Origin of the sequence: Rhizobium oryzihabitans, assembly GCF_010669145.1 — a bacterium.
In the GTDB taxonomy this organism is placed as follows: domain Bacteria; phylum Pseudomonadota; class Alphaproteobacteria; order Rhizobiales; family Rhizobiaceae; genus Agrobacterium; species Agrobacterium oryzihabitans.
In genome coordinates, this window is the sequence record NZ_CP048632.1 from 2,123,111 (window position 1) to 2,134,345 (window position 11,235).

At 58.1% G+C, this 11,235-nt stretch carries 11 protein-coding genes and 1 other RNA gene; 8 read left to right on the forward strand and 4 right to left on the reverse strand.

All coding sequences use genetic code 11. The annotated features are described in order from the left end of the window. The first annotated feature begins 83 nt into the window (after positions 1–83). Complete coding sequence (locus tag G3A56_RS11095; protein ID WP_003493003.1) at positions 84–518, forward strand: MarR family winged helix-turn-helix transcriptional regulator; 435 nt, start codon at positions 84–86, stop codon at positions 516–518. Positions 519–764: 246 nt separating this feature from the next. Then, complete coding sequence (locus G3A56_RS11100) at positions 765–2,156, forward strand: dipeptidase (protein WP_082183401.1); 1,392 nt, start codon at positions 765–767, stop codon at positions 2,154–2,156. Between the two features lie 415 nt (positions 2,157–2,571). Here G3A56_RS11100 and G3A56_RS11105 read toward each other — a convergent pair whose 3' ends face one another. Next, positions 2,572–2,781, reverse strand: a complete 210-nt coding sequence (locus G3A56_RS11105; RefSeq protein WP_003492998.1) for a cold-shock protein — start codon at positions 2,779–2,781, stop codon at positions 2,572–2,574. Between the two features lie 479 nt (positions 2,782–3,260). On the opposite strand from G3A56_RS11105, the gene G3A56_RS11110 reads away from it, so the two are divergent. From G3A56_RS11110 to G3A56_RS11120, 3 genes are all read left to right on the forward strand, one after another. Next, positions 3,261–3,719, forward strand: a complete 459-nt coding sequence (locus G3A56_RS11110) for a YbaK/EbsC family protein (protein WP_082183398.1) — start codon at positions 3,261–3,263, stop codon at positions 3,717–3,719. 148 nt (positions 3,720–3,867) lie between these two features. Beyond that, entirely contained in the window at positions 3,868–6,168 is a 2,301-nt protein-coding gene (locus G3A56_RS11115; protein WP_082184555.1) for a transglycosylase domain-containing protein, read from the forward strand. Between the two features lie 289 nt (positions 6,169–6,457). Next, a complete protein-coding gene (locus G3A56_RS11120; RefSeq protein ID WP_003492987.1) occupies positions 6,458–7,186 on the forward strand; it encodes a sugar transferase in 729 nt (242 codons plus the stop codon). Positions 7,187–7,265: 79 nt separating this feature from the next. On the opposite strand, the gene G3A56_RS11125 is transcribed toward G3A56_RS11120, so the two are convergent. Beyond that, positions 7,266–7,841, reverse strand: a complete 576-nt coding sequence (locus tag G3A56_RS11125) for a c-type cytochrome (RefSeq protein WP_082183396.1) — start codon at positions 7,839–7,841, stop codon at positions 7,266–7,268. A gap of 149 nt (positions 7,842–7,990) precedes the next feature. Here G3A56_RS11125 and G3A56_RS11130 point away from each other — a divergent pair, with 149 nt between their 5' ends. Together G3A56_RS11130 and G3A56_RS11135 are read left to right on the forward strand one after the other, a co-directional pair. Beyond that, a complete protein-coding gene (locus tag G3A56_RS11130) occupies positions 7,991–8,746 on the forward strand; it encodes a 3-deoxy-manno-octulosonate cytidylyltransferase (RefSeq protein WP_082183393.1) in 756 nt (251 codons plus the stop codon). A gap of 11 nt (positions 8,747–8,757) precedes the next feature. Then, positions 8,758–9,633, forward strand: coding sequence for a prephenate dehydratase (locus G3A56_RS11135; protein WP_003492981.1), 876 nt, complete (start codon positions 8,758–8,760; stop codon positions 9,631–9,633). Between the two features lie 15 nt (positions 9,634–9,648). Here the strand turns inward: G3A56_RS11135 and nudC are convergent, their stop codons facing one another. Beyond that, complete coding sequence (gene nudC / locus G3A56_RS11140) at positions 9,649–10,611, reverse strand: NAD(+) diphosphatase (protein WP_082183390.1); 963 nt, start codon at positions 10,609–10,611, stop codon at positions 9,649–9,651. Continuing rightward, entirely contained in the window at positions 10,611–11,027 is a 417-nt protein-coding gene (locus tag G3A56_RS11145) for an HIT domain-containing protein (RefSeq protein WP_164056376.1), read from the reverse strand. The genes nudC and G3A56_RS11145 overlap by 1 nt, the downstream gene beginning before the upstream one ends. A gap of 77 nt (positions 11,028–11,104) precedes the next feature. Between G3A56_RS11145 and ffs the strand changes: the two genes are divergently transcribed. Further along, positions 11,105–11,201: signal recognition particle sRNA small type (ffs, locus tag G3A56_RS11150), an RNA gene on the forward strand. Positions 11,202–11,235 lie beyond the last annotated feature (34 nt).

The following is an 11,235-nucleotide window of genomic DNA, read 5'->3' on the forward strand; positions in this document are numbered from 1 at the left end:
CTGGCTTAAACATATCATGCGATATATATCGCACTATCGAAATCGCGCGGAATGCGCCGGCTACGAAGTTTACGGACGGACGAATGGGGTTTTCCCGGGACGAATCGGCGATCTATCTCGCTGCGAGAATGGCAAGGGAATTCACCATGGCGCTCCAGAAGCGAGCCGCCGCGCTGGGTTTCTCTCCCGGGCAATTCCCGATTCTCATCGAGCTTTGGCATGAGGAAGGCCTGACGCAGCGGCAATTGCTCGATAGAATTGACATCGAACAGGCAACCCTTGCCAACACGCTTGCGCGCATGGAGCGTGACGGGCTGATCCTGCGCAAATCCCATCCAAGCGACCGCCGCGCGCAGATCATCGAATTGACGCAACGCGGCCGGGATCTGGAGGCGAATGCGATTGCCGCTTCCGAGGCCACCGAGGACACGCTGCTCAAGGATTTCCGGCGTTTCGAAAGGCAGCTGCTGCTGGAATATATGCGCCGGGCAATCGAGAGCGCAAAAAAGGCCAAATAGCTTTTGCCTTTCTAAACCGCTCTGTCTTCGCTATGGCGCCCTTCATTGCCGAAAGCGTCTCAAGTTTTTGTTTCTGCGCGGTTTCGGGTGGAAAACCGCTTCGCAGTTTTCCTGAACTGCTCTATCGTTCGCGCGGCTGCGCGGTTGCCGATTCAACGACACGTCAGCCCCTTGTTCCCACGCGATGCGCGATGCCCGGATATTTCGTCCCATCGCCGGGTCACGACAGACATGACAGGATCAGCGATGACAGACGTTTCCCCCATTCTTTCCACGGCCGACGACAACCTTACCTCCAGCCTCGAGCGGCTGTTCGAACTTGTTCGCATCCCCTCTATTTCCACGGACCCCGCCTACAAGGCGGAGTGCCGCAAGGCGGCGGAATGGCTGGTCAGGACACTTTCCTCACTGGGCTTTGAAGCCTCCGTTCGCGACACGGCCGGCCATCCGATGGTGGTGGCGCATCACGATGCAGCCACGAAAGACGCACCGCATGTGCTTTTTTATGGCCACTACGATGTGCAGCCGGTCGATCCGCTCAATCTTTGGGAAAACGATCCGTTTGAGCCTGCGGTAAAAGATATCGGCGCAGGCAGGCAGGTGATCACCGGGCGTGGAACGGCTGATGACAAGGGCCAGCTGATGACCTTCGTGGAAGCCTGCCGGGCCTACAAGGCGGTCAATGGCGGCCTGCCGGTGCGCGTTACCATTCTTTTCGAAGGCGAAGAAGAATCCGGCTCGCCGTCGCTGAAGCCGTTCCTCGAAGCCAATGCCGATGAGCTGAAGGCCGATTATGCGCTGGTATGCGACACGGGCATGTGGGACCGCGATACGCCCGCCATCGCTGCTGCCCTCCGTGGCCTGGTCGGCGAGGAGATCGTCATCACCGCAGCCGACCGCGATCTGCATTCCGGGCTTTTCGGTGGTGCTGCCGCAAATCCCATTCACATCCTGACCGATATTCTCGCCGGTCTGCATGACGAGACCGGCCGCGTGACACTTGCCGGCTTTTACGACGGCGTCGAGGAAACGCCCGCCAATATCAAGGCTTCCTGGGAAACGCTGGGCCGCAGTGCGGAGGCCTTCCTCGGTGAGGTCGGGCTTTCTGTTCCTTCGGGCGAAAAGGGCCGCTCCGTGCTGGAGCAGACCTGGGCGCGGCCGACCGCCGAAGTCAACGGCATTATCGGCGGCTATACCGGCGACGGCTTCAAGACTGTGATTGCCGCCAAGGCGTCTGCCAAGGTTTCCTTCCGCCTTGTTGGAGAACAGAACCCGGCAGCCATCCGCGAGAGCTTCCGGGCCTATGTCCGCTCGAAAATCCCGGCGGATTGCTCGGTGGAATTTCATGAGCACGGCGCATCGCCGGCCATCCAGCTTTCCTATGATTCACCTGTCCTGACGAAGGCCAAGAATGCGCTTTCGGAAGAGTGGCCCAAGCCCGCCGTTGTGATCGGCATGGGTGGCTCGATCCCGATCGTCGGCGATTTCCAGAAGATGCTGGGCATGGATTCGCTGCTCGTCGGCTTCGGCTTGACCGATGACCGCATTCATTCGCCGAATGAAAAATACGACCTGCAGTCCTTCCACAAGGGCATCCGCTCGTGGGTTCGTATTCTCGACGCGCTCGCAACGAAGTAGTCAAAAGAAAGGAGGCGCCGGTTGCCCGACGCCTCTCTTCTTTTCGGTTTTTGATCGCCAAAAACAAAAAGGCCGGGCAAGCCCGACCTTTCCATCCGTTTTTTCGTCAGTGCCAGTACATCCGTGGTCAAAGCGTTCAAACGGTCTGATGTTCCTGAGCGCGTCGATGATATCGACGCTGCTTTCACCATCAGGATCGGCTGCTTCGGTTAATCTTTGGTTAACGCAACAACAGCGGCACTTTTAAACATGCCAGCCTGACGGTTCCTGTCCGGAGCACCGTTGAACCCTATATTGGTATGCGATCCGCGTTTTTCAAGACCGGCCGGTCGATGGACGTCGCGCCAAATGAAAAGGCCGGAAAAAATCCGGCCTTTTCATTTGGTATCAATGACCCGTAGGCCAGATCGCTTAATCAGGCAGCGACGAGGTTGCCTGCGGACATCTTGCCCGAGCGGCGATCCTGCATCAGCTCGTAGGAGAGCTTCTGACCGTCGTTGAGGGCGGTCAGACCGGCGCGCTCAACTGCAGAGATGTGCACGAATACGTCCTGCGAACCGTCGTCAGGCTGAATGAAGCCGTAGCCCTTGGTTGCGTTGAACCACTTTACTGTACCAGTCGCCATAACGATTTCCTTCCGTTGGCAATTGTATTTGCACTGCGCGCAGTGCGGTCTTGGGTCGAATTTGAAGGAAAGATCGTCGTGCGCACCTCAAAAAGGTACCGAAGCTCTGGTCGTCAAACAAATATCGATGGGCGAACACCTAGGTTGGCAAGGGCGAAAAGTCAAGTTTCTTTGAAAAAGACGGGCGATCTTTGTGAACCGCCGGGAAACAAAAGCTGCAGGAAACAAGGCCTTAAACAGCAAAAACCCGGCGCGGGAGGAGGTGCGCCGGGTTCTTGAAACTGACTGACAATTGGGAGGAGGAGTATTGTCAGTCCAATCGGGCGACGCTGGGAGGAGGAGTGCGTCGCTTCGATGTTTTGAACATACAGGATACCAGCTTAAAAAACAGACGCTTCATCGCAGCGCAGCATTGCACAAAATGCATAGCTATCTGGTGGCATCTTGAAGCCTCTCCGCTTACCGCCTAATAAATACGCATGACCATAGAATCCGTCAGAGCCTTTTTCACCGAGAATTCGCCCGAAGTGGCCGTGATCGAAACCGAAGCGAGTTCGGCGACGGTTGCATTGGCTGCGGAAGCACATGGTGTCGATCCCGACCAGATCGCCAAGACGATCTGCCTGAAAGCGGGTGACACCATTCTTCTCGTTGTCGCCGCCGGCACGAAACGGCTTGATAACCGCAAATTCCGCGATCATTTCGGGGCCAAGCCGCGCATGCTGGGACCGGAAGAGGTGGTTGTCGTGACCAGCCATCCCATCGGCGGCGTTTGCCCCTTCGGACTGCCCGCGCCGCTTCCGGTATTTTGCGACATATCTCTTAAAAACTATGACGAGGTAGTTCCGGCAGCGGGCGCCACCAATGCGGCGGTGCGGATTTCGCCTGTTATGATGGCGCAACTGACGGGAGCGGAATGGGTCGACGTCTGCCAATGACGCCGATTTGATCCATCCAGGACTTAACCCCGCCTTAAATTGCCGCATTTAAACTCTTCATCCTGGATTAAGGATCGCGCAGGCATAGAAGCCTCAAATCCATGGTGGGATGCGCGCGGTTTCGCGAATAAGGAGCGATTTCGGCTGGATGGCAGGCAAGGGCAAATCACGCGAACGGGTAGAACCTTCCTTCGGGGATTTCCACGAGTCCGGCGATGACCTGCGCCTCGATGCCAGCGAGCGCATCAGCGGAACAGCAAAGCAGCCCGCCAAGAAATCAAAGGCCGCGAGCGGCCGTGCCAAACCACAAAAAAGGGAAAAGCGCAGCCGCAGTTCCGGCCGTGGCCCGACGGGCATGATCCGTTCCCTGGTTTACTGGTGCATCGTGCTTGGTATCTGGGGTGGGATCGGCATTGCCGGTCTGGTCTTTTATTATGGCGCGCGCATGCCGAGCGCCAGCAGCTGGTCGATTCCTGAACGTCCGCCGAATGTGAAGATCGTGTCGGTGAACGGTAGCGTGCTCGCCAATCGCGGCACCACGGGTGGCGAGGCCCTCGCGCTCGAAGACATGTCGCCTTACATTCCGCAAGCGGTGATGGCGATCGAGGACCGCCGGTTTTATTCGCATTTCGGGGTCGATCCCCTTGGTCTGGGGCGCGCTATCGTCACCAATGTGCTGACGGGGCGAACCGTGCAGGGCGGCTCAACGCTGACGCAGCAGCTGGCGAAGAACATCTTCCTTTCGCCGGACCGGACGCTGGAGCGCAAGGTTCAGGAAGTGCTTTTGTCCTTCTGGCTGGAGCATAAATACACCAAGGATCAGATTCTCGCGATGTATCTCAATCGCGTCTATTTCGGATCCAACGCCTATGGTGTTGAAGCCGCCTCCCGGCGCTACTTCAACAAATCCGCACGCGACGTTAATCTTGGTGAAGCCGCAACACTTGCCGGGCTTCTCAAAGCACCCTCGCGCCTTTCACCGGCGCGTGACCCGCAGGCAGCGGAACAGCGGGCGCAGGTCGTGCTGCAATCCATGCGCGATGTCGGCTTCATCACCGATGACGAGATCAAGACCGCCATGTCGCAGCCGCCGACCAAGGCCAAACGTTTCTGGTCCGGCGCCGAGCATTATGCCGCCGATATGGTGCTGGAGGAAGTTCGCGGCCTGATTGGCGACGTCAAGCAGGACATCGTCGTCGACACGACCATCGACCCCAATCTCGAACGCGACGCGGAAAAAGCGTTGAGCCATGTTCTGCAGGGCGATGGCAAGAAGCAGGGCGCCTCGCAGGCGGCTCTCGTTTCCATCGATGGTACCGGCGCGATCCGGGCCGTTGTGGGCGGGGCGGATTATGCCGAAAGCCAGTTCAACCGCGCCGCCAAGGCGAAACGGCAACCCGGCTCGGCATTCAAGCCTTTCGTTTACGTCGCCGCGCTCGAATCGGGGCTTACACCTTACACCATTCGCAATGACGGCCCGGTCCGCATCGGAAACTGGACACCGGAAAACTACGAGAAGAAATATCGTGGCGAAGTCACGCTTGCCACGGCACTCGCCAATTCGCTGAACACCATTGCCGCGCAGCTGGTGATGGAAGTCGGCCCCGATCGGGTGACCCAGGTGGCGCATCGCATGGGCATCGAATCGGAGCTGCAGAACAATGCTTCCATCGCGCTCGGCACTTCGGAAGTGTCGCTGATGGAGCTGACGGCCTCCTACGCCCCCTTTATGAATGGCGGCTACAAGGCAACGCCGCATATCGTCAAGCGCGTCACCGACGCAGACGGCAAGGTGCTCTACGAAAACAAATACGACAATCCGCCGCGCGTACTGAGCGAAGAGATCGCCGCGACCATGAATGGCATGTTGTCGCGCGTCATCACCGAGGGAACCGGAAAGGCCGCACGTCTGCAAGGCTGGCAGGCGGCCGGAAAATCCGGCACGACGCAGTCTTTCCGCGACGCACTTTTTGTCGGTTATACAAGCAACCTGACCACGGGCGTCTGGTTCGGCAATGACGATGGCACGTCGATGAAAAAGGTCACCGGCGGCGGGTTGCCGGCAAAGGCCTGGAAGGATTTCATGACCGCCGCCCATTCCGGGCTCTCTCCGTCGCCCCTCTTCGGACTTGGTGCTGGCAATGTACCATCCCTTGGGGAAATGCAGCAGCCGGCACCTGAAAATACACCCTCCTCTATCGGCGACATCATTTCCAATGCGCTTGGCGGAGGCTCCACAAATAGCCGCGCCTATCCCGAGGCACCCGTTTCGCCAAACGCCGGTCAGCCGGGTGCGCCCATGCCGCCAACAAACATTCCCTCACGCGACATGGAACCCGGCTTCTCGGCCGGAAACGGACCCGTACCGCCAGCCGATATCGGCGGTCAGGCACCTACCACATCCGGGCCGAAGCAGACGACCCTGCTTGATATATTGATGGGGAACTGACCACTTTTCAGGTCACCGGCAGACCGATTTCCTGGGACGGCGAGCGGTATCGATGATCTCACCGCCGGCTGGCCACTCACCCTTTCCAAAGGCTTGATGACATCCGATCCGCAGCCACGGGCGGCGATGGCGCTCGGCTCGCAACATATGCGTGCAGACGCATTAACCGTAGATTGCCATTTGCGCAAAGACGGTTACATTTCGGATGACTTTTTACGGTAAATGAATTATTAATCGTTCATATAAATTAATTTTCTTGTTTCAGAATAACTTTTCAGGGCTCTATATTATGCTGGGTACTAAAGGCTCATCGCATGCCGTTTTTTACGGCGCTCCCTATTCCACGGCAGCCACTTTTGAAGCTTCGGAAACGCAACCTTCCGTTTTGGAAAGTAATATCTCGGCGTTCCAGCGCGGCCAGTTCGCACTCAAAAGAACAATCGACATTGCAGGGGCGTCCATCGCCCTTGTTGCACTCGCCCCGGTCCTGCTGACCGTTGCGGTTCTGGTGAAATTCGACAGCAAGGGGCCGGTCCTGTTCTCGCAGGTCCGCTGGGGCATGAACGGCCGGAAAATCCGCGTCTATAAATTTCGCTCGATGAGAACCGAGCTGGGCGACGCCACCGGCGTGGCACAAACGGTGAAGAACGATCCGCGGATAACACGTATCGGCGCCGTTCTCCGCCGTACGAATATCGATGAGCTGCCGCAGCTCATTAACGTGCTGAAAGGCGACATGTCTTTGGTCGGCCCACGCTGCCATGCCATCGGCATGCTGGCGGCTGGCCGTCTTTATGAGGACCTTGTTCCCCACTACCACATGCGGCACCGGGTGCGGCCGGGCATTACCGGTCTTGCCCAGATGCGGGGATTGCGCGGCCCGACCGACCGCAGTGACAAGGCGCGCGCACGGATCGTTTCCGATCTTTATTACGTCGAGAATTTTTCGGTCTGGCTGGATATCAAGATCATGGTCGGGACGGTCATTTCCGAATTGCGCGGCGGCAAGGGTTTCTGACCTTTCAAACGCCGGATGCACGCCAGAAGCAAAAAAGCCCGGCATCGCTGCCGGGCTTTTTTCATGAAACATGAATTCGTCAGTTCGTCGGCGCGGGAGCGGCAGCCGGATCCGGCAGCGGCGCCGGGTTTGCCGACAGCGTGCGCAGATAGGCGATGAGATCGGCGCGTTCCGTTTCCTTCTTCACACCCGCAAAGCCCATGGCCGTGCCGGGAACGTGTTTCTTGGGAGCTTCGAGGAAGAAGCTGAGATGATCGTAGTCCCAATGCACGGAACCGCCCTTGGAGAAATCCTTCATCCCCGCGGAGTAGCTGAAACCTTCATGGCTGGCGATCGGCCGGTTGACGATATCGAAGAGATTGGGGCCGACCTTGTTTGCACCACCACTCTCTCCGGTATGACAGCTCGTACACTTCTTGAAGACCGTCTCGCCCTTGGCGGCATCGGCGTTCGCAAGCAATTGTGCGATCGGCGTCGCCGCAGCAGCGGCTTCTCCGCCACCTGCTTCGCCGCCGCTCTCTGCCGCAGCAATGGCGTAACCTTCCTTTTCGGGCGCAGGCGCATGGAAAATGCCCTCAGACGCAATCGACACCGACATCAGGACGAAAACCGTGCCAAGCAAAGCCCCAACGCCCATATTTACATAAGAATTCATCTATATGCGCTCCCTCGCATCCGCTTGATATAACGGGCATCTTGAAATTGCTCGAAAGCTATGGCTTTTGCACAGCCTGCGCAACTTGAATAATGCTCCCCACACCGTGACGTTTTGACACTTTTCGGGCGGGATTTGAAGGGTGTCGGATGAAGAATCGGGATTTCGAGAAAGCTGTCGTCCTCATACCGGCGCGGATGGCATCCACGCGGCTGCCGGGCAAGCCGCTCGCGGACATTGGTGGCAAGCCGATGATCGTGCAGGTTGCGCTGAGGGCGCGTGAAGCTGGGGCCGAGCGAATCGTCGTTGCAGTCGATGACGAACAGGTTTTTTCGGCCGTGAAAAATGCCGGTTTCGACGTAATGATGACACGGGACGACCACCAATCCGGTTCGGACCGCATTTTCGAAGCGCTGCAAAAGGCCGACCCCTATGGCAAGGCCGAATATGTTATCAACGTTCAGGGCGATCTTCCCACCATCGAGGCGGAAACGATCCGCGCCTCTCTGCGCCCGCTGGAAAATGCCGCCGTCGACATTGCAACGCTGACGGTCGAGATCACCGACGAAGACGAAAAAACCAATCCGAACGTCGTAAAAGTGGTTGGCAGCCCGCTTTCCGAGACGCGATTGCGTGCACTTTATTTTACCCGCACAACCGCACCTTACGGCGACGGACCGCTCTATCATCATATCGGGCTTTACACATACCGCCGGGCAGCGCTTGAAAGATTCGTCAGCCTTCCGCCATCGCCGCTGGAGAAACGCGAGCGGCTGGAACAGCTGCGCGCACTGGAAGCCGGCATGCGCATCGATGCTGAAATCGTCCGCTCCGTGCCACTTGGTGTCGATACGCCGCACGATCTTGAAAAAGCCCGCACCATTCTCGCAGGCAGAACCCTTTGACGGACATATCCATGACCTTGAGCACAAAACGCATTGCCTTTCAGGGCGAATTCGGCGCGAATTCCGACATGGCCTGCCGCGACATGTTCCCGGACATGGAGCCTTTGCCCTGCCCGACATTCGAGGACGCCTTCAACGCCATCGAAAACGGCGAAGCCGATCTTGGCATGATCCCGATCGAGAACACGCTGGCCGGCCGTGTTGCCGATATTCACCATCTGCTGCCGGAATCGCGCCTTCACATCATCGGTGAATATTTCATGCCGATCCGCTTCCAGCTGATGGTGATGCCGGGCGTGAAAAAAGAAGAGATTCGCACCGTCCACAGCCACATCCACGCGCTTGGCCAGTGCCGCAAGATCATCCGCTCCAACGGCTGGAAGCCGGTTATTGCCGGCGATACCGCGGGCGCTGCCAAGCAGGTTTCGGAAAAGGGCGACCGCAGCATGGCGGCACTCGCGCCGCGTCTTGCCGCCGATCTCTACGGTCTCGATATTCTGGCTGAAAATGTCGAGGATTCGGAAAACAACGTCACCCGCTTCGTGGTGCTTTCCCGCGATGAAAACTGGGCCAAGCGCCAGCCCCGCGGCGATTCTCCCGACGAAATCATCGTCACGACTTTCGTGTTCAACGTCCGCAATATTCCGGCCGCGCTCTACAAGGCCATGGGCGGCTTTGCGACAAACGGCATCAACATGACGAAGCTGGAAAGCTATCAGCTGGGCGGAAAATTCGTGGCGACGCAGTTTTACGCCGATATTGAAGGCCACCCGGATGACGAACCGGTACGGCATGCGCTGGACGAGTTGCGCTTCTTTTCCGAGAAGGTCCGCATTCTCGGCGTCTACAAGGGCCATGCTATGCGCGGCAAGCTCAACCAGAGCTGAGCCTGCCAAACGCGATTATTTCGTCCATTCCACCCAATCGCGCATCAGCCGGTGCGCGATTGCGCCACCGGGAGGCGCGGAAAAGCCCTCACCTGTTGCCGTCTCCAGCATCTTGGCGACTTCCGCCCGTGTGAACCAGCGGCAATCCTCCAGTTCGATCTCATCGCGGGCAATATCGAAGGACAGTGCCTCGGCATAACAGCCGATCATCAGCGTATGCGGCATCGGCCAGGGCTGCGAGGCGTGATAACGCACGCGGCCGACGTCAACACCGGATTCCTCGTGCGTCTCGCGGCGAACGGCCTGCTCTATCGTTTCACCCGGTTCCACGAAACCGGCAAGGCAGGAATACATGCCCGGTGCAAAATGCGCGCCCCGGCCAAGCAGGCAAAGATCGCGCTCGATATCGATCGTCATCATGATGACAACGGGGTCGGTGCGGGGAAAAATGGTGTGATTGCAGGCGGCGCAGATGCGCTTGTAGCCGCCGATGCGCAATTCCATTGTCCCGCCACACCGTCCACAGAAACGGTTGTCGCCGTTCCAATGCGTTAGGCTGACGGCCTGGGCAACCTCGCTCAACAATTCCTCATCGAGAAGATGGTCGCGATAAAGCGTGCGTGCGTCGGCAAGCTTGTAGTGGCTCGCGAGCTGATCCTCGGCAACGGCAACCGGCACCGCAATTCTGGGCTCGCCGGTTTCGCGATATCCCAGCAGAACGGCATTGTCGAAATCCGGCTGTAACTCCGCCAGCTCATAGGCGGAAAACAGGGGATCGATGACCTGTTCGTCGTGCTTCAGGACAAGCCGGTTTCCGGAAAAAGCGAAGATGTGGGTGCCGTCGACTTTCAGCGCATCGGCAACGCAATCTTCCGTCCGTTTTTCGGCAAAACGGTCCAGGGCGTTCTTGGAAAAGGCTGTCAGCAGGCTTGCTTCGGGATGGGGGGCAGTGGTTTCAAAAATAGTCATGGAGATCATCAGAGCGCGCCGGATATTTTTTTCACGAGAGTTTCCTTTTCACCCGCAGAATAGGGCACCGCCGTTCCGTGACCCCAGACAGGGCCGGGCCAGCAGGTGTCACCTTCATTGCGAGCAATAATATGGACGTGCAGTTGCCGGACGATGTTGCCGAGCGCGCCGACATTGATCTTGGTCGCCCCGGTCACCTGCTTCAGCGCCGTGGCGACGAGATTGGTCTCGAAGGTCAGCACGGCCTGATCGAGAGGGGTAAGATCGAACAATTCGCTGGCACCGTCTCTCTGTGGCACCAGCACCAGCCAGGGCCAGCGGCTGTCATTCTGCAAACGCAGTTCACATAGTCCCAAACGCGTCACAAGTATGCTGTCGCGCGCCAGCCTGTCGTCCAGCCGGAATGTCTCCAAGGCGTCCTCCATGTTTGTTTTCACCGTGATAGCAGTTTTTTGAATGCTTGGCTTGCATTTGCTGTCGATATTGCCGATATGTGGCCCCGGGAGGTTGGTGGTGGACGAGCCACTCGCCAACCGGGTCAGGTCCGGAAGGAAGCAGCCCTAACGAGCCAGGCACGGGTCGCCGTGCCAGCCTCCCACCCTTTTTTTAAAAGACGTGCTCAGCTTTCGCCGG

Coding starts and splice junctions, on each gene's coding strand:
- G3A56_RS11095 (WP_003493003.1), top strand. CDS start 84: ATGGGGTTTTCCCGGGACGAATCGGCGATCTATCTCGCTGCGAGAATG.
- G3A56_RS11100 (WP_082183401.1), top strand. CDS start 765: ATGACAGACGTTTCCCCCATTCTTTCCACGGCCGACGACAACCTTACC.
- G3A56_RS11105 (WP_003492998.1), bottom strand. CDS start 2,781: ATGGCGACTGGTACAGTAAAGTGGTTCAACGCAACCAAGGGCTACGGC.
- G3A56_RS11110 (WP_082183398.1), top strand. CDS start 3,261: ATGACCATAGAATCCGTCAGAGCCTTTTTCACCGAGAATTCGCCCGAA.
- G3A56_RS11115 (WP_082184555.1), top strand. CDS start 3,868: ATGGCAGGCAAGGGCAAATCACGCGAACGGGTAGAACCTTCCTTCGGG.
- G3A56_RS11120 (WP_003492987.1), top strand. CDS start 6,458: ATGCTGGGTACTAAAGGCTCATCGCATGCCGTTTTTTACGGCGCTCCC.
- G3A56_RS11125 (WP_082183396.1), bottom strand. CDS start 7,841: ATGAATTCTTATGTAAATATGGGCGTTGGGGCTTTGCTTGGCACGGTT.
- G3A56_RS11130 (WP_082183393.1), top strand. CDS start 7,991: ATGAAGAATCGGGATTTCGAGAAAGCTGTCGTCCTCATACCGGCGCGG.
- G3A56_RS11135 (WP_003492981.1), top strand. CDS start 8,758: ATGACCTTGAGCACAAAACGCATTGCCTTTCAGGGCGAATTCGGCGCG.
- nudC (WP_082183390.1), bottom strand. CDS start 10,611: ATGATCTCCATGACTATTTTTGAAACCACTGCCCCCCATCCCGAAGCA.
- G3A56_RS11145 (WP_164056376.1), bottom strand. CDS start 11,027: ATGGAGGACGCCTTGGAGACATTCCGGCTGGACGACAGGCTGGCGCGC.